At 37.7% G+C, this 21,845-nt stretch carries 23 protein-coding genes; 15 read left to right on the forward strand and 8 right to left on the reverse strand.

From position 1 onward, the window contains the following. Positions 1-40 precede the first annotated feature (40 nt). Positions 41-706: a 7-cyano-7-deazaguanine synthase QueC gene (gene queC / locus IQ215_RS05910; protein ID WP_193800387.1), complete on the reverse strand. Its 666-nt coding sequence runs from the start codon at positions 704-706 to the stop codon at positions 41-43. Positions 707-823: 117 nt separating this feature from the next. Continuing rightward, entirely contained in the window at positions 824-2,266 is a 1,443-nt protein-coding gene (locus IQ215_RS05915; RefSeq protein WP_193800412.1) for an ammonium transporter, read from the reverse strand. Between the two features lie 768 nt (positions 2,267-3,034). Here IQ215_RS05915 and IQ215_RS05920 point away from each other — a divergent pair. From IQ215_RS05920 to IQ215_RS05960, 9 genes are all read left to right on the forward strand, one after another. Continuing rightward, on the forward strand, positions 3,035-3,862 hold the full coding sequence (locus IQ215_RS05920) for a pentapeptide repeat-containing protein (protein WP_193800388.1): 828 nt from the start codon (positions 3,035-3,037) through the stop codon (positions 3,860-3,862). A 172-nt stretch (positions 3,863-4,034) separates the two neighbouring features. Next, positions 4,035-4,751, forward strand: a complete 717-nt coding sequence (locus IQ215_RS05925) for a V4R domain-containing protein (protein WP_193800389.1) — start codon at positions 4,035-4,037, stop codon at positions 4,749-4,751. A gap of 45 nt (positions 4,752-4,796) precedes the next feature. Further along, entirely contained in the window at positions 4,797-5,228 is a 432-nt protein-coding gene (locus IQ215_RS05930; protein WP_193800390.1) for a hypothetical protein, read from the forward strand. 14 nt (positions 5,229-5,242) lie between these two features. Then, positions 5,243-5,716: a phycobilisome protein gene (locus IQ215_RS05935; protein ID WP_193800391.1), complete on the forward strand. Its 474-nt coding sequence runs from the start codon at positions 5,243-5,245 to the stop codon at positions 5,714-5,716. A 34-nt stretch (positions 5,717-5,750) separates the two neighbouring features. Then, positions 5,751-6,425: a V4R domain-containing protein gene (locus IQ215_RS05940; protein ID WP_193800413.1), complete on the forward strand. Its 675-nt coding sequence runs from the start codon at positions 5,751-5,753 to the stop codon at positions 6,423-6,425. A gap of 50 nt (positions 6,426-6,475) precedes the next feature. Further along, a complete protein-coding gene (locus IQ215_RS05945) occupies positions 6,476-6,961 on the forward strand; it encodes a 2Fe-2S iron-sulfur cluster-binding protein (RefSeq protein ID WP_193800392.1) in 486 nt (161 codons plus the stop codon). A 31-nt stretch (positions 6,962-6,992) separates the two neighbouring features. Next, positions 6,993-7,445 (forward strand): hypothetical protein, encoded by a 453-nt coding sequence (locus IQ215_RS05950; RefSeq protein ID WP_193800393.1) that lies wholly within the window; start codon positions 6,993-6,995, stop codon positions 7,443-7,445. Positions 7,446-7,485: 40 nt separating this feature from the next. After that, the gene (locus IQ215_RS05955; RefSeq protein WP_193800394.1) at positions 7,486-8,253 is read left to right on the forward strand and encodes a tetratricopeptide repeat protein; all 768 of its coding nucleotides are present in this window, start codon (positions 7,486-7,488) and stop codon (positions 8,251-8,253) included. Between the two features lie 101 nt (positions 8,254-8,354). Then, positions 8,355-9,035, forward strand: a complete 681-nt coding sequence (locus IQ215_RS05960; protein WP_193800395.1) for a 4'-phosphopantetheinyl transferase family protein — start codon at positions 8,355-8,357, stop codon at positions 9,033-9,035. Positions 9,036-9,102: 67 nt separating this feature from the next. Here the strand turns inward: IQ215_RS05960 and atpC are convergent, their stop codons facing one another. Together atpC and atpD are read right to left on the reverse strand one after the other, a co-directional pair. Next, complete coding sequence (gene atpC / locus IQ215_RS05965) at positions 9,103-9,507, reverse strand: ATP synthase F1 subunit epsilon (protein ID WP_193800396.1); 405 nt, start codon at positions 9,505-9,507, stop codon at positions 9,103-9,105. Positions 9,508-9,644: 137 nt separating this feature from the next. Further along, positions 9,645-11,093, reverse strand: a complete 1,449-nt coding sequence (gene atpD, locus IQ215_RS05970; RefSeq protein ID WP_193800397.1) for a F0F1 ATP synthase subunit beta — start codon at positions 11,091-11,093, stop codon at positions 9,645-9,647. 220 nt (positions 11,094-11,313) lie between these two features. Here atpD and IQ215_RS05975 point away from each other — a divergent pair, with 220 nt between their 5' ends. The 6 genes from IQ215_RS05975 to moaA all read left to right on the forward strand — a co-directional run bounded on the left by IQ215_RS05975 (position 11,314) and on the right by moaA (position 18,335). Further along, complete coding sequence (locus tag IQ215_RS05975; protein WP_193800414.1) at positions 11,314-12,108, forward strand: TrmH family RNA methyltransferase; 795 nt, start codon at positions 11,314-11,316, stop codon at positions 12,106-12,108. A 105-nt stretch (positions 12,109-12,213) separates the two neighbouring features. Continuing rightward, positions 12,214-12,678: an MEKHLA domain-containing protein gene (locus IQ215_RS05980; RefSeq protein ID WP_193800398.1), complete on the forward strand. Its 465-nt coding sequence runs from the start codon at positions 12,214-12,216 to the stop codon at positions 12,676-12,678. A gap of 147 nt (positions 12,679-12,825) precedes the next feature. Beyond that, positions 12,826-13,668 (forward strand): glycerol acyltransferase, encoded by an 843-nt coding sequence (locus tag IQ215_RS05985; protein ID WP_193800399.1) that lies wholly within the window; start codon positions 12,826-12,828, stop codon positions 13,666-13,668. Between the two features lie 183 nt (positions 13,669-13,851). Further along, on the forward strand, positions 13,852-16,473 hold the full coding sequence (mutS, locus tag IQ215_RS05990) for a DNA mismatch repair protein MutS (protein WP_193800400.1): 2,622 nt from the start codon (positions 13,852-13,854) through the stop codon (positions 16,471-16,473). Positions 16,474-16,943: 470 nt separating this feature from the next. Next, a complete protein-coding gene (locus IQ215_RS05995) occupies positions 16,944-17,306 on the forward strand; it encodes a DUF2237 family protein (RefSeq protein ID WP_193800401.1) in 363 nt (120 codons plus the stop codon). 42 nt (positions 17,307-17,348) lie between these two features. Next, complete coding sequence (gene moaA / locus IQ215_RS06000) at positions 17,349-18,335, forward strand: GTP 3',8-cyclase MoaA (RefSeq protein WP_193800402.1); 987 nt, start codon at positions 17,349-17,351, stop codon at positions 18,333-18,335. Between the two features lie 4 nt (positions 18,336-18,339). On the opposite strand, the gene IQ215_RS06005 is transcribed toward moaA, so the two are convergent. The 4 genes from IQ215_RS06005 to IQ215_RS06020 form a co-directional block, all read right to left on the reverse strand. After that, positions 18,340-19,686 carry an MlaD family protein gene (locus tag IQ215_RS06005; protein ID WP_193800403.1) on the reverse strand — a complete coding sequence of 449 codons (1,347 nt, stop codon included), beginning with the start codon at positions 19,684-19,686 and terminating at the stop codon, positions 18,340-18,342. Positions 19,687-19,701: 15 nt separating this feature from the next. Continuing rightward, positions 19,702-20,487 (reverse strand): ABC transporter ATP-binding protein, encoded by a 786-nt coding sequence (locus IQ215_RS06010; RefSeq protein ID WP_193800404.1) that lies wholly within the window; start codon positions 20,485-20,487, stop codon positions 19,702-19,704. A 64-nt stretch (positions 20,488-20,551) separates the two neighbouring features. After that, positions 20,552-20,965, reverse strand: coding sequence for a hypothetical protein (locus IQ215_RS06015; RefSeq protein ID WP_193800405.1), 414 nt, complete (start codon positions 20,963-20,965; stop codon positions 20,552-20,554). Between the two features lie 132 nt (positions 20,966-21,097). Then, positions 21,098-21,673, reverse strand: a complete 576-nt coding sequence (locus IQ215_RS06020; protein WP_193800415.1) for a Uma2 family endonuclease — start codon at positions 21,671-21,673, stop codon at positions 21,098-21,100. Between the last annotated feature and the right edge of the window lie 172 nt (positions 21,674-21,845).

Consider the following 21,845-nt stretch of genomic DNA (forward strand, 5'->3'; position numbering starts at 1 on the left):
TTTATTATAACTTTACATTACTTAATAATTCTTTTCGGGTTTACCCCACTAATTCAGGATAACCAGCTTCTATCAAAGCCTTATTTCTGATACGGCAAGAATCGCACACTCCGCAAGGGGTTTCTCCTCCTTGATAACATGACCATGTTTTTTCAATAGGCACGTTAAGGGCGATCGCCTTTTGTACTATTTCTACTTTCGATAAAGTTACAAGGGGAGCTATTAACTGGGGGGATTTTCCTTCGATACCCACCTTAGAGGAAAGATTGGCGAGGTTTTGGAAGGCGGTTAAATATTCGGGGCGACAATCGGGATAACCTGAATAATCCACGGCATTAATGCCCAAATAAATAGCCTCTGCACCCTTGGCTTCGGCGAGGGAAAGGGCAATGGAGATAAAAACCGTATTACGCCCCGGCACATAGGTAGAAGGGATTTCATCAGCTTTTACCCCATCTTCAGGAATATTCATATTAGCATCGGTGAGGGATGAACCACCCCACAAAGAAAGATTCACATCGATAATATAATGTTCTTTGATGCCCAAGGCTTCGGCCACATTGCGGGATGCTTCCAATTCCTTGAGATGTTTTTGTCCATAACGAAATGATAAGGCTATTACATCATAACCTTCCTTAAGGGCGATCGCACCGCTAGTGGCAGAATCTAAACCTCCTGATAATAAAACAATAGCTTTTTTAGTCATAAAAAATGCAACATAAACTTATTAATTAGTTTAACCAAATCACCATAAAAAATTTCCCCCCCCGACAACTCAGAAGAGGAAACAAATTATAAATAGGAGTAAAATACTAGAAAAAAATTAACCCTCAGTGGTAGAAGAAACCTCACCAGTCATAGAACTTGTAAAGCCTCCAGAAAGAATATCAGCCTCCTTCACAAATCCACTGTAAGCCTCCATACCGTGTTCGCTAATATCAAGACCTTTAATTTCATCCTCAGCATGAACCCTAATACCCACAGTCGCTTTTAGGGCATACCAGAAAATGGTACTAGCTACAACCGTAAAACCACCAATAGTAAGAATACCAATGAGTTGAGTTACAATGCTTTCTTCCCCAGTACCAAAAATACCCACAGCCAATGTTCCCCAAATACCACAAGCTAAGTGAACAGAAGTAGCACCCACAGGATCATCAATTTTAAGAACTTGGTCGAAAAATGCCACAGAAAATACCACTAGGATACCTGCGATCGCACCGATGATAACAGCACTGAAATAACCCACCGTAGCACAACCTGCAGTAATACCCACCAAACCAGCGAGAATACCATTAATAATCATCGATAAATCAGGCTTCCCATCCTTAATCCAAGAAGTAGCAGTAGCAGTAACCCCACCAGCCGCCGCTGCCAAATTAGTAGTCAAAGCAATGTAAGGTACATTAGCAGTAGCAGCCAACTCAGAACCAGGGTTAAAACCAAACCAGCCAATCCAAAGGATTAAACAACCCAAAGTAGCAATACTCATATTATGACCGGGAATCGCATTCACACGACCATCAGAAGAATACTTGCCCTGACGAGGCCCAAGAATTGCCGCCCCCATTAATGCAGCCCAACCACCCACAGAGTGAACAATGGTAGAACCAGCAAAATCAGAAAAACCCATTTCCGCTAACCAACCACCATTCCAAGTCCAATGACCAGTGATAGGATAAGAAATACCAACCAACAAAACACTGAAGATTAAAAAAGCATCAAACTTAATTCTTTCAGCTACCGCCCCAGACACAATAGTTGCAGCAGTTGCCGCAAAAGCTACTTGGAACAAAAAGTTAATAGCCGCAGGAACAGCCGCAGGATAATTATCATCTCCATAAGGTGTTCCATCACCATTGAAGAAGAAACCTTGAGTACCAATGAAACCATTACCATCCCCATACATAAAGCCATAACCAATGGCCCAATAAACGATAGTAGCAACCGCAAAAACGATTAAGTTTTTGGCAAGAATGTTCACAGCATTTTTCTGACGACAAAAACCAGTTTCTAACATCCCGAAACCAGCATTCATGAAAATAACCAGAATAGAACAAACCAGCAAGAAAATAGTATCTAAAATTACCTTGACTTCTTCCAAACTTTCAGGGCCGTCTAACCCCTGAGCCTGACTCGCAGTGTTCCATACCACCACAATTAAAGCACTCAAAGGAATACAAGCTAACCAGTAAGAAGGTAACTTGCTACCTAACCATCCCATAAAATTTAGTATAAGACTATCTTGGTCATAAGACCCAGACATTTTCCCTTTCGCTTTTTTTGACATTATCACCATAGTTAATCAGATTCTTATGTGTTTTTTGTCCACCTTAATCAAGAGGACTTAATGATTTAATTCAATGACTAATAGATATTCATATGTTTACCATCATTGTTTCTGTATCAAAAAATACAATATCCTTAATATTTAATGAAAATAGACGAAAAACTATAAAAACTAAGGTTAATCAAGAAATACTTCCATTATCTTCTCTCAGCATATCTATCCACAAAATACGCCAATATTTTTCCAAATATCTCCTAAAAAGACAACTTGTCAAACATCTATCACCTTGAACATAAAATTAATAACTTTAATATTTATTCCTAAAATCACTTTTGTAAGTGACAAAATATATTAATAGTCACAAAGATAGTACGTAAAGGTAAATTGATATTATGTTATAAAAATAAAGCCTATTTTTACCATTAAAAAAAACTATATAGACCTACTCTTATTTATGCAATAAACTTATTATTAGAATGGATAATTTTTACATAAACTATATAAAGTAAAGGTAATGTAGCCTCTGTGTCCGTAAAAATACTTACTTAAAATAACATAAATTAATAGAGATATTTAGTTAAATTAATAAATGTAAAAAAATAAATATATTCATAGCTTTTACTCAATAAAAATGTTATAAAAGTAGTAATTAATACAGATAAAGACTATTATTTCTAAGATTATTATAAAATAATACAAGTATATAGCAACGGGAAAATTTCCTCAAACTAGGAGTCAATATATATGGTGACAACCACAGTGAATGCAGATATACAAGCCAAATATAATTGGGGAGAAAGAGACTTCCCCAAACTACAATTAAGAAGAATTGACCTAAGAAATGCCAATTTAAAAGGAGCAAATTTTAGAGGTTCGGATTTAAGTTATGCCGACTTAAGAGGAGCGGATTTAAGCAAAGCAGACTTACGAGATTGTTACTTTAACGAAGCAAACCTGACGGGTACAAATTTAAAAGGAGCAAATTTACAAGGAGCATACTTTATTAAAGCCTATTTAATTAAAGCAGACCTAGGTAAAGCCAACATCAAAGAAGCATACCTAACAGGTAGTTTTGTCACCAAAGCAAACTTTTTCAAAGCCGATTTATGCGGAACTTTTCTCAACGGTACTCACATTGGTGGAGCAGACTTTCGGGGGGCAGTGTATGATAACTCTACCCGATTTGATAAAGGATTTGACCCTGCGAGTTTAAAAATGGTTGTAGTATCCTCCTTTGAAGGGGCAGTCGCCCACAAAATTACCATCGCTGATGTTGTCACCAATTTTGAAGAAATCGCCAAAATCACCAGCCGTTATTTAGGGGGAATGATTACTGCTAAAAACTTTGAACAATCCCGCCCCGACGCTGAATGGTTAGAACAATTTTCCATGGATAAAAATTGTAAAATAACCTTTACAGGCTCTCTCAACCATCAAGCCACCACCATACAACTGAAATGGTTAGAAAAATGGAGTAACTCATTTGTGTCTAAATGTTCCCTAATCGTTCAAGATTTACCTAACATAATTGAAGAAAAAAGTTTAACCATTCAATCCTTACTAAAAAAATAAACTTTTTGGGTAAAACTTTATCTTTCTTCAAGAAAAGACTCCAAAAACCTAATTATTGTATAGAAATGTTTAAGAAACTCCTAACCATAGGTAAACATAGTTAAACTGTATTTAGGTTGGTTTTGAAATAGTTTTAAATTAAACAAAACAAATATTTAAGGACAAAAAATCTATGACTTTTACACCTACAAAACCTAATCGTATCGTCGAAAAAATATCTAAAAATCTTTGGAAAAATCAATACCCCAAAAAGCATGATCACTACACCATAGAAGACTTTTTCCACTTCGATACTATTAATGGAGACATTACCGACTGGAACGAATCCCGCAACGTTTTAGTTACCGAAGATTTCATTGTCGGTTTAATTGAAGGTTTAGAAGAAGAAGTAGGCCCGGCGTCTAGCGTTGTGATGTATAACATCGGTAAGGCTTGGGGAGTTCGTGATGCTGATTTCTTCTGCAATTGGTTTCAAAAAGAATATGAATATCCCAAAGATGTTCACGAAATGAATTTACTCTATGTTTTAGAAGCCTGGTGGTGGCCTTTTACTACCCAAGGTTGGGGTAACTGGGATGTGGATTTGAGTGAGCAAAAAAATGGCTTTATGTTCGTCAATATCTTCGATTCTGCTGTGGCTCGTACCCTTGGGGATGTTGGTAAACCAGTATGTCATATTTACGCTGGATTATTAGCTGGATTTTTTAGCCGTTTTATCAATAAACAACTAAACTGTATAGAGATTCAGTGCTATTCCATGGGTGAAACCTATTGTAAGTTTTTGTTAGGAAAACAAGATCGCATTGATGCGGCTACTTTCTGGCACAACGAAGGGGCAGGGGCAAAGGATATTCAAAAAAGATTAGTCAATGGTGAATATCTTAAATAATTTATTTACCCACCCATACTACACAAATTGAACTAAGAAAATAATATGAGCTTAACACCAACATTTTCAAACATCAGTGTTGAGCAATTCTTCTCCAACGCCAACTGGCGGGGTATTAAGAGAAATCAACCTTCATCTGTTGCTACCAGTCAAGAATTAATTAATGCAGATGATTTTATCCCTAACCTTAATTTAAAAGTAGAAGAATTTTTCACTCACCATAACTGGAAGGGCATCAAAAAAATGGTTGCCTATACTTCCCACCTCAACACTAATAATGATTCATCGATCGCCCTTAACCTTTCTTTACAAATGAAAGTAGGAGATTTTTTTCAAAGATTCCCTTGGAGTGGGGCGCAAACCATTCAAGAAACAAAGCCAACCATAGCCCAAGAACCAATCATCGAGAAAAAGCCCAACAATTCGCCCTCTCCCTTCTCCGAATTAAAAATGAATGACTTATCTGATTTATTTTAGTAAAGGATAAAATTATGTACCCAGAATTACAACTACTCATCCACGAAGCAGAATTTAACTATCTACAAAGTAACGACTTAGAAACCTTCTCTAAGTGCATCAACAGTCTGCAGGGAAAAATGGACATTTATCGTCTTCTGCGAGATAGGGAAATTGAAATCTTTCAAATCGTGGCAGATAAATTGGTAGCCAAATTTTCCGATAGCCAAGAAAAAGCCCTCGAAATCTCCTTACAACATTGGCTATTAATTACCAGATATAGCGCCATGGCAATGCTACTCAATAACCCCGAATTTTTAGAACGTCGCCTCTTAGAATGGCTAACGGACGTTGTAGAAGCTAGGGAATCTCAATCCATTGACTCGGCGGTTCATTCCCTGTTAATCACGGAACTTAAACAAGCCTTAAACCCTTCCCAGATAGCAGATTTAGAGCCATTCTTAAATCAAGCCAAGGAATATTTAGTTAAAGATACCGTCAGGGCTTAAAAAAAATACTTTTTTAGATATGGGAGACAAATTAATGATTTCTATTGCAGATTTAGTTGAAAAAAAACCCCTCAAGGGTAATTACTTTTCCCCCGATGCTTATGTGCAGGGAGACTTTGAATTAGGACTATTAGAAACCCGCCAAGGCTCTCGACTCATCGCGCTGCCAGAGGTACTACTACAAGGCATTTATGACGGCTTAGAGGAAGAAATCGGACAGGCTTCTAGTGTGGTGCTTCATAATTGTGGTCGTTGGTGGGGTAAAAGTTTTTACCGTCGCTTTATCAATGAGGTGAGCGAATATTATGAACGTCCCCTTTCTCAGATGGAAATGGCGGAGTTTATCAGTTGCCTCAAACAGTGCTGGAAAACCCATGGTTGGGGAGTAGCAGAATTTGACTTTGACTATTATCCCCAAGGTTTTGTAGTGGTAAAAACCGTTAATTCTCCTTTTGCGGCAGCTGCCCCCAAAGATAAGCATTTTTCTTGTCAACCCGAAGCAGGAATCTTGAGCGCTTTCTTTAGTCAGTTGACGGGGGAAGATTTGGGCTGTGTGCAAACCAGTTGCGAATCTATGGGCCATGAGGCTAATTATTTTGTTATTGGTTTAGCCGAAAGAATCAAGCTGACAGAGGGATGGTTGGAGGAAGGGCATGATCATCCTACCATTATGGAACGGCTTTCCCGCAGTGAAATGACCAGTTTATAATCTTTGTACAAAAATAAGTAGTTGAGTTTTAAGAGGTTTATTTTAAAGTTGTGGCAAAAACAATCAAGTTAGATCCTATCGGCACGGAAACAGCAATTCAAACTAATGATAATCTTTTATCGGGTTTGCTAAAAAATGATTTGGATGTAATGCAAGAGTGTGGGGGGCGCGGAATGTGTTCCACTTGTCACGTTTACATCAAGGAGGGAATGGATAGTTTATCTCCCCTTAATCGTCGGGAAAAAAGAACTCTGGAGGTAATTACTACTTGTAAGATGAATTCTCGTCTTGCTTGTCAGGCTAGGGTTATCGGCGAAGGGGTGGTGGTTGAGTTACCTTCGGGGATGTATTTGAGCCAAATTGATGATGTGGATGCTTTAATTGGCAGACGCGCCCAGAAAAATATCCTTCACCCTATTTCTGGCAAAATCTTGGTGGAGGAGGGTAAGTTGATTACTCGTTCGATGATTTCTCAACTACAAAATACGAAGGGTGAGGTTAATCAGTATCTTGCCCAGACGGAAGATGTTGTTTAGTTATTTACATAAAAAAATAGGAGTTGGTATTATGTTGAAACAATTTGCGGATTTAACCCTTGAGGCTGATGGACGTTATGCCGAAGATTATGAACTCAAATTTTTAGATAATTATTTTGCAACCAAGGATTTGCGTATGAGTGCTTATGTGAAAATTAGGGATGCTGCCGATGAAATTATTGAGGCGGTTAGGGTTGGTAAGCAACAGCGTAATCCTGAGTTTACGGATTTTTATGTTACTTGTAAGCGAGATTTGATTGATTTGTTACGTTATTCGGCGGCGGCTTTGTTGTTTGATGATATGGAGCGTTTACGGACTAATATGTTGCTCTGGTTTCAGACGATTTCTAAGGCTTATAAGTTTGAGGATGATAATGTTGATACTTATGATGTTCTGCTTAAGGCCATTCGTCAGTTTTTGACTCCTGAGGAGGCTAAGTTGGCTATTCCTATTTTTGAGCTTAATTGTGCGGTTTTGGTTTAATTTGTTTTTTGTTGATTAATAAAGAGAGGTTTTTAAGATTATGGATAAGCAAGTTGATGTTTTGGGTTATGTGGGTTTGGGTGTTACTGCTTTAGGGGCGATCGCCTCGGCGGTTACTGGTCAAGTATTGCCTTTGTCTGTGGCTTCTACCATTGGGGTTGGTTGTAATGTTTTTAGCCGTAAGCAGTCTGAGGAAAGATTGGTTGATGGTTTTAATGGTCAAGGGGAAAAAATTGAGTCTTTACAAGGTATTGTGGAGGCTAACCATGGGGAGTTAAAAGAAGCTATGGTTATGGGTAAGGCTGATTTTGGTAATCAGGTGGAGGATTTGAAACTTAGTCTTAATGAGCGTTTGAATAATATTAAGGATAGTTTGGATCAAAATGTTAGTAGCTTAAATGCTGAGACTAAGGAAATAAAAGATATCGTGACTAATTTACGACAAGTGGAAGTATTATCTCAGGAGTTACGGGTTAAGCCTGATTCTGCTACTTTCTTCTATGAAAGGGGAAATAGTCATCATAAGTTGGGTAATGTCTCAGGGGCGATCGCTGATTATACTGAAGCTATTAAGAAAGATGGTAATCATGCCCAAGCCTATCATAAGAGGGGTATTTTGTACCTAGATTCTGGAGAAAGACAAAAGGCGGTGGACGATTTACGCAAGGCTTCTTTGTTGTATTTTGAAAAAGGAGAAATTGAAAGTTATCACCAAGCTAGGGAGATGAGTAAAAATGTTCATGAGTTGGAAAATCATGGCAATGGTAGTAATGGTAAAGTGTTAATTGGTGCAAAGTTATTTTCTTAATTTTTGCTTATTTTTATTGGGTAAATATTTTTTACCCTCTCCTTTCTAATTCTTTGACACTGTCGAGGAGTAGAAGGGCTTTTTTTTTATAAAGTTTTTCGATGCTTGACCTTTTTTTATTGAATACTAATAATTTTTCCTCGGATTTAACCTATTTTAAATCTCTTTTATCGCCAGATGAATTAGATAAAATTGAACGTTTTAAGAATAAATTACAGGGCGATCGCACCTGCATCGCTAGGGCAAATTTAAGAATTATTTTAAGTAAACATCTCAATATAAATCCAGATAAAATTATCTTTAATTATAATCAAAAAGGAAAACCATTTTTAAAAGATTATTCTAATTTATATTTTAATTTATCCCATACTGATAATTGGATAATTTACGGAATTTCCAATCAATTAATCGGGGTAGATATAGAAAATATTAGTAAACAAGTAAAGTTTAAACAACTAGCTCAAAGATTTTTTTGCCCCTCAGAATATGCCCTTATTGACCAAGTAAAGCCCGAAAATGAAGCACAACTATTCTATACCTTCTGGACTGCCAAGGAAGCCTATTTAAAAGCTATTGGCGAGGGATTATCTGGGGGATTGGATAGTATCGAATTAAGTTATAATTTCCTAAGTGAAAATGTGGAAATTACTTCGGCGAAAATCAGGGAAGAATGGCAGATAAAAAACTGTAAGATTAATGATAATTATTTGGTTTCTGTGGCGGTAAAAAGTAAAGATGAATTACCTGATAATTTGACAATTAAAGAGTTTGAAACACAATAAATAATTGTCAATTGTCCATTGTTAATTGTCAATTGTTTTGGTGGGCATTGCCCACCCTATGAAAAAATTAATTATTGGTTGCCTGAAGTCTAGCTCTAGCTTTTTTATAGTTAGAATTAGCTTTGATTTGTGCGAGGCGATCGCCCCCAGAGTTTGCAGATTTTAACTCATTTTCAGCAGTTTCCAAGTCAGCCTTAGCAGTTTCCTTATCGATGGATTCCCCTAACTCAGCACCATTAACAAGAACTTTTACTTCGTTATTTTCCACCTCAGCAAAACCACCCATTACAGCGATAGATTTCCAATCCTTCTCGGTGCGCACTCTCAAAACCCCAATATCAAGGTTAGTCAAAAGAGGAGCATGATCGGTCAAAATTCCTAACTGTCCACTGCCACTAGGTAAGATAACCTCTTGAGCATCCTGATCCCAGACAGTCTTATCAGGAGTAATTACCCTTACTGTTAAAGTCATAATTCAAACAAAAAATTTAATACTTATAATTTTATTTCTCTCAAAAAAAGGAAAGACATGGGAATATTATTTACTTATCCTGTCTTTCCCTTGTAATGTTGCGGATACAAAACCCGCAAACTAATAATTAGCTATCCTTAGCCTTTGAGTTTTTCACCCTTGGCGATCGCCTCGTCGATGTTACCAACTAAGTAGAAAGCCTGTTCAGGTAAATGATCCAATTCACCAGAAAGGATTCTTTGGAAACCTTTAATAGTATCTTCGAGAGAAACATATTTACCGGGGCTACCAGTGAATACTTCAGCAACGAAGAAAGGCTGAGACAAGAAACGCTCAATTTTACGCGCACGATCAACAGTTAGACGATCTTCTTCAGATAATTCATCTAAACCGAGAATCGCAATAATATCTTGTAATTCCTTATAACGTTGTAAGGTAGATTGTACCGCACGGGCAGTGTTGTAATGCTCTTCACCCACAATGCTAGGCTGTAACATGGTGCTAGTAGAACCTAAAGGATCTACCGCAGGATAAATACCCTTAGAAGCCAAAGCACGGGATAATACAGTAGTACCATCCAAGTGAGCGAAGGTAGTAGCAGGGGCAGGATCAGTTAAGTCATCCGCAGGTACATATACCGCTTGGATAGAGGTGATAGAACCTTCTTTGGTGGAGGTAATACGTTCTTGTAAATCCCCTACATCAGTACCAAGGGTGGGCTGATAACCTACCGCAGAGGGCATTCTACCAAGAAGCGCAGATACTTCAGAACCTGCTTGTACGAAACGGAAAATATTATCAATGAATAATAATACATCTTGCTTGTTAACATCACGGAAATATTCCGCCATGGTGAGTGCAGATAAACCCACACGCATTCTAGCTCCAGGGGGTTCGTTCATCTGACCATATACTAACGCAATTTTGGATTCCTCAGGATTATCCGCATTGATTACGTTAGATTCAATCATTTCATTGTAAAGGTCATTACCTTCCCTGGTGCGCTCGCCTACACCACCGAACACAGATACACCACCGTGTTGGATAGCGATATTGTTGATAAGTTCCATCATAATAACGGTTTTACCAACCCCTGCACCACCAAACAAGCCGATTTTACCGCCTTGACGATAGGGAGTTAATAAATCAACAACTTTAATACCAGTTTCAAATACGGTAGGTTTGGTATCTAAATCGGTGAAAGCAGGAGCTTTACGGTGAATGGGGGAAGTTTCGCTAGTGTTAACAGGCCCTTTGTTATCTACAGGCTCACCTAAAACGTTGAAAATACGACCTAAGGTTGCTTTACCTACAGGTACGCTGATGGGTTCACCCAAATCAACAATTTCCATACCTCTAACTAAACCGTCAGTAGAAGTCATAGAAACCGCACGAACTTGGTTATCACCTAAAAGCTGTTGTACTTCACAAGTTACCGCTACGGGTTGTCCTGCTTCGTTAGTTCCTTCAATACGGAGCGCATTATAAATACGGGGAAGATTGCCGCTAGGAAATTCAGCATCAACCACCGGCCCAATTACTTGGGTGATTTTACCGACGTTAGTTTTTTCTTTTGTTGCAACCATGCTGATTTTTAGTTTTATTTACTTTCGTAAACTTTAATTTATAATAAAATTTGACACTTTTAAGATTATCATGGCGTGGCATCAATCTTCTACTAATTCACCGTATAAATAATTGAGGTTTGTGGAAAAAGTTTAGTTATGGAAGTGGGCAATGGGCAATAGGCAATGGGCAATGGGCAAGGGTATAATATTGAGAGCTTATTGTTTGTTGCCAAAAATTGTGTTAAGTAGTCTCAAAAATCCCCTTATTAAAGAAATACGCAAGTTACAACGCCCTGCCGAAAGACATCGTCAAAATCTTTGTTTATTGGAGGGGACAAATTTATTGGATGTGGCTTCTCAAGTTAATTACCCCCTAGATACCTTATTATTTACCCCTATCTGGCAAAATAAAAATTATCTTCTTGCCCAAACTTTACAGAATCAAGCCCAAAGGGTGGAGATGGTAAGTGATGAGGTGATGAAGTCTCTGGCAACCACGGTAAATCCTGATGGGGTATTGGCTACGGCTTCCCGATACCATAGCAAAAGTAAAGATCCTGAAAATATTAGGTTAGGGGTTGTATTAGAAAGATTACAAGATCCGGGTAATTTAGGCACTATTATAAGGTCTAGTGTTGCCATGGGGGTGGATATGTTGTGGTTGAGTGGGGATAGTGTGGATTTGGATAATCCTAAGGTGATGAGGGCTTCTGCGGGAGAGTGGTTTAGGGTTAAGGCGAGGGCGGAGGATGATTTAATAACTCTGGTGCAAAGTTATGGGCAAAAGGGTTATCAAATTATTGCGACTTCCTTGGAGGGGAATAAGACTCCTTGGGAAGTTGATTTTTCTTTACCGACAATTTTTTTAATGGGTAATGAGTCTCGGGGTTTGTCTCCTGATTTGGCTGCTTTGGCAACGGAGAAGGTTAAAATCCCTCTGCTTAATGGTGTGGAATCCCTCAACGTTGCGATCGCCACTAGCCTTTTTTTAATGGAGTATCAAAGACAACAACAAAAAATTTATCCACATTAGGATTAGATAACCGTTTTTTTGTTCTTGTACAAAGTTCGGATCAACACTGATAATCAAAGTCCTTCAGCATTGGAAATTCAATAAAACATCAAAGATAATTTAAATATGATCAATATTTGGCAAAATCAACAAATAATTAGCTGGAGTCAAATAATTCTTAATAGTTACCAAAAACTATTGAACAAAGAATTAATTAATAGAAAAGGAGATGAATTAAGCGAGGCAAGAAATCTTTTTTATGCCCCCATGGTGGTTTTTTCTCACAATACATTATCAGATCCTCTTTATAATTATGGCAACGAAAAAGGCTTAATTTTATGGGATATGACTTGGGAACAACTGACCAAAACTCCTTCACGCACTACTACAGAACTTTTATTAAGGGAAGAAAGGGAAAGACTTTTACAAGAAACCAATACTAAAGGTTATGTCACTGATTATCAGGGAGTCAGAATTTCTCGCACGGGAATTCAATATCATATCAAAGATATTACTATGTGGAATTTGTTTGATGATTCTGATAATTATTGTGGTCAAGCGGCGACTTTTTCTCAGTGGGAAAAACTGTAATATTTTTACTTACTTTTGCCATTGCCCATTGCCTATTCCCTATTGACTAAGTTTAAAGTGTTAAGTTTTGTAAAATTGCTGTAAACTAAAAATAATATTACCTCAAAAAATATTGGTAATTAGAAATAGAAAATAGCAATTTTTATCATGTCAGATCAACAACTCGGCTGGTCTTTAGATTATAGAGATCCAGAAACTATTCAAAAATTAATGCCATTTTGGGATTTTTTATATAAGTATTATTTTCAGGTAAAAACCGATGGCTGGGAGTATATCCCCGATAGTCAAGTGTTGTTTGTGGGTTCGCACAATGGGGGTTTAGCGGCTCCTGACATGACCATGATGATGTATGACTGGTTTAAACGTTTTGGGGTAGAAAAGCCTGTATATGGACTGATGCACCCTAGTGCGTGGAAGGTTTATAGTGCGGTGATAGATTTGGCTGCAAAGTGTGGGGCTGTGGTTGCTCACCCGAAAATGGCCATAAGGGCGATCGAGTCTGGGGCAAGTGTTTTGGTGTATCCTGGGGGCGCTGAGGATGTATTTCGCCCCTATGAGGAAAGGGATAAAATTAAGTTGGTGGGTAGAAAGGCTTTTATCAAATTAGCCCTAAAGTATTCTTTACCCATTGTGCCATTGGTATCGAAGGGCGCCCATGAAACCTTATATGTATTGACGGATTTATATCAACAGGCGAAGTCTTTTCATGATTTGGGTTGGTTTGAATGGATTTTAAATCTTGATCCTCAAACGTTCCCTATTTATTTCGGTTTGCCTTGGGGTATTGCGTTGGGGCCTTTACCTAATATTCCGTTACCTAATCCTATTCGTACCCGTGTATGTCCTCCTATTTATTTTAAGTATTATGGTATGGATGCGAGTAAGGATAAAGATTATGTGAATGAATGTTATGTCATTGTGGAGAAGTCGATGCAGTATCAGTTGGATTTACTTTATCAGGTGGAAAATGAGCGGTTTGTTCGTATGTAAGATTTTTGAGTTCAAGAGTTTGATATAATAGCAAGTTCGGATAATTAGTTATAAATAGATTGTATCCCAGTTGCTCCAATGTGTAAACAATTGACAATAAGCAATTAATATCTTTTGCCTTGATTATGAAACCTGATTTAAGTTAATAATAAGATATAGAAAATCAGGAAATATCCATAACTAATGACCGAAATTGTTACCACCAAAGCAACTAGAAATGCTCCCCACGAAGATTATCGATTGATAAATATTAAAGATTTAACACCCATGTATCATCATTATGTGGAGGTTAAGGAACAATATCCCAATTGTCTTTTACTATATAGGGTGGGAGACTTTTTTGAGTGCTTTTTTCAAGATGCGGTAACCATTGCCCAAGAGTTAGAATTAGTTATTACCAGTAAGGATGCGGGGCAGAATGTCGGCCGAATTGCCATGACTGGAGTACCCCATCATGCGCTTGATCGTTATGCTAGACAGTTGGTAGAAAAGGGTTATGGGGTGGTAATCTGTGATCAGGTGGAGGATGCTTCTAAGGCAACGGCGGAGAAAAGGTTAGTTAAACGGGCGATTACTAAGTTATTAACCCCTGGCACGGTGACGGATGATGAGATGTTACCCTCTCGGCAAAACAATTTTTTAGCTGCGGTGGTGGTGGCAAAAGAGCATTGGGGTTTGGCCTATGCAGATATATCTACGGGGGAGTTTTTTACTACTCAGAATAAAGATTTAACCAGTTTGGCGACGGAGTTGTTGAGGTTGCAACCTGCGGAGGTTTTATTTCCTGTGAATGCTCCTGATATTAATAGTTTATTGCGTCCGGGGCAAAAGTCGGAGCATCTGCCGGAGTTTCTTCCCGATTGTTTTTGTTATACGTTGCGATCGCAAAAAACCTTTGATATTAACGAAGCCAAACCCAAGTTATTACTAGAATTTAAATTAAAATCCCTTGAGGGGGTGGGTTGTGAACATTTACCCCTAGCCATTCGGGCGGCGGGAGGATTACTGGATTATGTGCAGGATACCCAAAAAGCGAATCAAGTACCTTTGCAACTTATTCGCACTTACAGTATTGCTGATTTTTTGATGCTGGATGCCACTTCACGGCGTAACCTCGAAATCACTTCTACGGTGCGAGATAACACTTTTCATGGTTCGTTATTGTGGGCTTTGGATAAGACTTGTACGGCGATGGGGGCAAGGGCTTTAAGACGGTGGTTATTGCAACCTTTACTCAAAAAGTCGGCTATTATTGCCCGTCAGGATACCATCGCCGAGTTAATTGATAATCTTCCTCTACGGGAAGAAATGAGGAGTTTATTTAAGAGTATTTACGATTTAGAAAGAATTACGGGCAGGGTTGGTGCTGGTACGGCAAATCCAAAGGAATTACTCAATTTAGGAGATTCTTTATTAAAATTGACCTATTTGGCGGAGTTGGCAGAGGAGGGTAAGTCACCTTATTTCCAAGCGTTGCAAAATGTGCCTTCTGAGTTGGAGGAGTTGGGTAAAAAGGTGGTGGATTCGTTGGTGGAGTCTCCCCCCCATCACGTGAAGGAAGGGGGTATTATCCGAGATGGGGTTAATGAGCAGTTGGATGGGATGCGCCGTTTAATTGATGGGGATAAGGAATGGTTGGCTAATCTTGAGGTGACGGAAAGGGAGCGCATAGGTGTTAATAATTTAAAGGTGGGTTATAACAAAACTTTCGGTTATTACATTAGTATGCCTCGTTCTAAGGCGGAATTTGCTCCCGAAAATTATCAGCGTAAACAAACTTTATTAAATGAGGAAAGATATATTACTGCTGAGTTAAAAGAAAAGGAAAATCGCATTTTAAATGCAAAAGATGACTTGGCAAAGTTTGAGTATCAAATTTTTGTGGATTTACGTTCTACGGTGGCACAAAAAACTGACGAAATAAGGAAAGTTGCAAGGGCGATCGCCGCTATGGATGTCTTAAGCGGACTGGCAGAACTATCAGTATATCAGGATTATAACCGTCCAGAAATTACGGAAGATCGTACCATCAAGATTAAAAATGGTCGTCATCCTGTGGTGGAAAAAATATTAGGTTTTGGAATGTTTGTGCCTAATTCTACTTCTTTAGGGGCAGAAAAAATACCTGATTTAATAGTATTAACTGGACCTAATGCTAGTGGGAAAAGTTGTTATTTACGTCAGGTGGGTTTGATCCAATTAATGACCCAAATTGGTAGTTTTATTCCTGCGGAAAGTGCAAAAATAAGTATATGCGATCGCATCTTCACCCGTGTAGGGGCGGTGGATGACATTGCCACAGGGCAATCTACTTTTATGGTAGAAATGAATGAAACCGCCAACATTCTCAACCACGCTACCGATAAATCTTTGGTATTACTGGATGAAATTGGTAGGGGTACAGCTACTTTTGACGGGTTATCCATCGCTTGGGCGGTAGCGGAATATCTCGCCATCGAAATCCAAAGCCGTACCATTTTTGCCACCCATTACCACGAGTTGAACGAGTTGGCTTCTATTTTGGAGAATGTGGCAAACTATCAGGTGACGGTAAAAGAATTAGAAAATGAAATAATTTTCCTTCATGAAGTCAAACCTGGGGGCGCTGATAAATCCTACGGTATCGAAGCTGGGAGATTAGCAGGTTTACCAAAAGTTGTCATTAGCCGTGCGAAACAGGTGATGACTCAAATTGAAAAACACAGTAAAATCGCTATGGGTTTGCGTAAAAATATCAAAAAGTTAACTCCTTCTAATCAAGAGAATAGAGAGGAAATTATGACTCAACTAGACATTTTTGAGTAGTAATATAAAGTCCGTTTGATCATTTACAAATTAGCGGTATTAATATCTTAGTTCAATTTATTGAACGACAAATTGTTAGCCTTGTAATTCATTGCAAGGCGAGGGATGATATATTTTCTAAATCGGATTTGGTATAACCAATCTAGCTATAATTTTTAATTATTCATAGAGAGAAAATTTTATTTTTGCTTATTTATATGAAATACTTAAATGTTTGCAACAAATAAAGCCTCTAAAATGACATACCAGTCGAGTTATATTTATAGCAATTTTTTTTAGATTTCATATTATATTTGCTTTTTATGTCTTCCCCTATCTCATTTCTATCTCTATTGAATCTAAAATCGGTTACTAGAATAGAATTTTAAAAATGTACTTTCTGCATCTAAGTAATGAAATAAATTCTAGTATGTCGGTATAATAAGAGTATCATGGCATTATTACCGTAAAAATCTACAAAAAAGCTAATAATGACAAAATCTAAAAATGTACTGGGAAAAACCCTAGAAATTTGCTGTCAATCCCCCCTCACAGGTTTTTATCGTAATGGTTGTTGTGATACAGGGGCTGAAGATTTTGGTTTACACACAGTTTGCGCCCAAGTAACTGCAGAATTTTTAGAATATAGTAAAAATCAAGGCAATGACTTAATAACCCCCATGCCCATGTATAACTTTCCCGGTTTAAAACCAGGAGATAAATGGTGTTTATGTGTATCCCGATGGCAAGAAGCCCTAGAAGCGGGGGTTGCACCACCAATTATTTTAGATTCTACCCATGAAAAAACTTTAAAATTTGTTCCCTTAGAAGTGTTACAAGAACATTCTATTTAATTTTCAGAGAAAGTTTGTTTTCTCTCCTTTTTTAATTAATTTATGAATACCATTGATTACCTGAGAATTAGTTTAATTGATAAGTGCAATTTTCGCTGTCAATATTGTATGCCAGAAGATCAGGAATTAAATTATCTTTTACAACAGGATTTTTTGACAAAAGAGGAGTTATTAACTTTAGTAAAAAAGGTATTTATTCCTCTCGGTTTTACTAAATTTAGACTAACGGGGGGAGAGCCTTTATTACGTCCTGATTTGGTGGATATTATTCAAGAAATTAACTCTTTTCCTGCCACGAAGGATATATCTTTAACTACCAATGGATATTTATTAGCCCATCAGGCTCAATCTTTATATAATGCAGGATTAAAAAGAATTAATATCAGTTTAGATTCTCTTGATGAGACTACTTTTGATCAAATTATTGGTAATCATGGAAAAAGTCGATGGCAACAAACCTGGTTAGGTATTCAGAAAGCCTATGAAGTGGGTTTTAATCCTTTAAAATTAAATGTGGTGATAATTCCTGGCATAAATGATCATGAAATTTTAGATTTAGCCCAGTTAACAATCTACAAAAATTGGCACGTCAGATTTATTGAATTTATGCCCATTGGCAATGGTGAATTATTTAATCAAAAAGCATGGATTCCTTCGGCGGAAATTAGACAAAAAATTAGAGAAAGATGGGGTTTGGAGGAGAGTAATATTAAGGGTAATGGGCCAGCGGATGTGTTTAAAATTCCCCATGGAAAGGGTACTCTTGGCTTTATTTCTCAGATGTCGGAATGTTTTTGCGATCGCTGTAATCGGGTAAGATTATCTGCTGATGGTTGGTTACGTCCTTGTTTACTCAATGAGACAGGGCAATTAAATTTAAAAGAGGCTTTAAGGGAGAAAGAAAGTATTGATTTGATTAAAAAAAAGGTGCAAGATTTACTATTATTAAAACCTGAAATTAATTTTAAAGAAAGATATTCTGGGGTTAAGGGTAGTTACGATCGCACCATGTCACAAATCGGGGGCTAAAGGACTAATTACCTTTGTCCTCTACATTTTTAATATTGAGTATATTATTAAAAGACTCATTGGTATTAGAAGAAATCTCCTTGGGTAGTCTATGATTAGTGAAGGTTAAGTCAGAATTTTGAGTTTGTAAAGAATGTAATTCTTCCATGCGATGAAGCAGTTGGGCTAGTTGAATTTGTTGTTCTAAAACATCGCTATAGGATACAAGATTACTTAAGCCATCGATGAGCAAACGCATATTTTGCCGAAATTGAGGATCTCCCGTTAATTCGTCAATGTCAGAGGTAATTTTGGCGGTGTTAGCAAAGGTTACCCTTGCAGAATCAAGGGTTTGTTGCAGTGCCACAAGATTGGTGGGGTTATTTAATTCTTGGGAAAGGGCAGTTAAATTGCTGGTAACTTCTTCTAGGTTAGCGATAGTCTTTTCAATGTCTGCACCGAATTTTGGTACATCAATACTGTCAACGGTTTGATCGACTTTAGTAACCACTCGATTAGTATTTCTGATCAGGGTGGCGACTTCTTGGCTGGTGTCGGCGAGGGTAGTAATGGTTTGATTAAGGTTAGCCCGATTACTGTTAATAAGTTGATTGGTATTTTGGGCAAGTTGATTTATTTCTCGACTGGTTTGGCTGAAATCATCAGCTAATCGATTAATTTGGGTGGTGGCGCTGGTGGCGGCGTTGTTAAAAGATTCTGAGGTTGTCATAATACTATCAGCCACGGAAGAAAGTTTATTGATGTCGTCCCCTGCATTTTCCGTAAAACTTGATAACTCGCTACTAAGTTGGGCTACATTTTCCGAGGCGATCGCAATGTTAACAATAGCATCATTAAGCTGATCTATAAAAACAGGGTTAGAAAATACCGTACTAAGCCTTGTCATATTGGCAATTAAATCACCGCTATACTCCCCTGGGATAGAATCTCCACTGCAAAGGAGTTGTTGTTGCTGCTGACATTCCGGGCTAGTGGGGTTAATTTCTAAGGCAGCCTCGCTAAGTTGCTCTTGAGGTTCGATGGTAACAATAACTTCCCCTAGTAAACCCGATTGGGTGGTTTGGGCGATGACATTTTTCGGTATTCTCAAATCTTGATCTACTTTGGTAATGACTTCTACCCCTTGATTACTAGGGGTAATAGATTCAATGGTACCAACTTCTACTCCTCGGAATAAAACCCTACCTCCTTCCCTCAAACCTCCAGCATTGTCAAATTGTAATTTAACCTCGTATTTTTGTTCACGAAATTGAGTACCTCTGAGGAAAAAAATGACACCACCAAATAAAATAAATCCTAAAATGATAAATAAACCTAAAGAACCTTCCCTCGTTAACCTCGAACCTGCCATTTTAATCTAACCTCATTAAACTACTTGAATTGGACCTTCTCTTTTTGCGCTGAAAAATTGTTTGACTAATTCATTGTCAGTAGTATCAATTTCCCTAACTTTGCCTTGCCATTTAACTTTACCATTATACAAGAATACGAGGCGATCGCCCGTTCTCCTAATGGTACTATTCTGGTGACTGACCATAACATAGGTTTTACAAGCCTCACTAGAAGCCCTTAAATCGGTGACTAAGTCTTCAATTACCGTTGAGGCGATGGGATCTAAACCGGCAGTAGGCTCATCATATAATATAACTTCGGGACACTGTAAAGGATTATCTGGATTAAATGTAACGGCCCTGGCAAAACTAACCCGTTTGCGCATACCCCCCGAAAGTTCGGCCGGATATAAATCCCCTTTCCCCGGTAGCCCTACCATTTCCAAACTTTGCTCGACAATATCTTTTATTTTCTTCTTTGATAAATGGGAATGTTGATAAAGAAAAAATCCGACATTTTCCCTCACCGTTAAAGAATCAAATAGGGCGGCCTGTTGGAATACCATACTAATGGCCATAGAATTATCATGATCATCAATTAATCCTTCTCTTTTTTCTCCATGGACAAATATTTCTCCTTCATCGGGTGCCATTAATCCTGCAATAATTCTTAAAACCGTAGATTTTCCAGTACCGCTAGGCCCAATAATAACCAACGCATCACTTTGGTAAATATCAAGATCAATTCCATCTAAAATGACATTTTTACCGAAAGATTTTTTGATTCCTCGTAGTTTAATAATAGGTTCTTTATCTGTCATAAGGATTGGAATGATAGAAGAATGGAGAGGATAACTTTCATTGTCCGTTGTCCATTGTTAATTGTCAATTGCTCTGACATTCAGTTTCAATTCTGCCATATATTTCTTTCCATGCGTTAACTTCTTCTTGGTTTTTGGAGTCAATGGATTTTACTTGCCCCCTACTGCTATAAAATTCTTCGTTAGTTCTTCTGGTGATGTCGGAAGGGCTACAATTGGCGATGGGATTAAAGGGTATTCCCCCATCAGGGTCATTCACAACATTACTGGTATTATGGTTGTTGGGGCTAGAAGTATTGATGTTAGGGTTATTATTACTTTCTGAATTATTGTTAGAGTTTTCGCTAGTTTCTTCTTGTTTATCGTAATCTGATCTAATATCGGCATTAATTCTTAAGTTTAAACCATCGAGGGTGGCGCGATCGCACCCTACTAAAGTAAAACTAAGCACAAATAAAATTAAGATAGTTTTTTTCATAAATAACAATGACTCAGCTTTAAAGTGTATAGGTAACAACAAATAATATTAGCATTTTATTTTTTTGTTTGAGCTAAGGTGCGCTGTACACAAATAGTGAAAACATCCTCAATAAAGGAGAGTGCTTTTTAGTTAAAAAATTTCAGTTAAATCTAAAATAAAATCAGGCAAAACGTTTTCTCCTGAGAGGTTTTGAGGATTACTTAAAATTTCCTTTTCTTTTCCTCGACGATATATTTCAACTTCTTTTTTGTCTGGGTTAATTAACCAGCCCAATTTAACTCCACTTTCCATGTATTCTGCCATTTTTTCTTGGAGCATTTTCAGGGAGTCGGTATTACTCATTAATTCTAGTACGAAATCAGGGGCGATGGGTGGAAATTTAATCTTTTCTTCTTCGGTTAACTTATCCCATCTTTCTTTCTTGATATATGCCACATCAGGGGAGCGATTACTACCCATGGGTAATCGAAAACAGGTTGAGGAATCGAAGATATATCCTAGTTTTTTTTGACGATTCCAGATGACAAAATCCGCATTCAATTCGGCATTTTTTTTGCCAGTTTCTCCTCCAGTGGGCGACATAATGATTAATTCTCCCTTTCTATTTCTCTCCAACACTAATTCTGGGTTATTAGTACACAATTGATAAAACTGTTTATCTGTAATGGTAAAGATAGAATCAAAGTTAATGGTATAGGCATTCATCATCACTTACTCCGGTTTCCCCATATTAAGCTAATTTTAACACGCACACCAAAAAGCACCCCCCAATAAAGGAGAGTGCTTTCTAGTTATTATTTAGTTGTTAAACTCAATTCCAAGTAGAAATTAACCGTTGATTACAGGAGCAGAAACTGCTTCAGCAGAGGCTAAGTCT

Source organism: Cyanobacterium stanieri LEGE 03274 (assembly GCF_015207825.1).
Lineage (GTDB): Bacteria > Cyanobacteriota > Cyanobacteriia > Cyanobacteriales > Cyanobacteriaceae > Cyanobacterium > Cyanobacterium stanieri_B.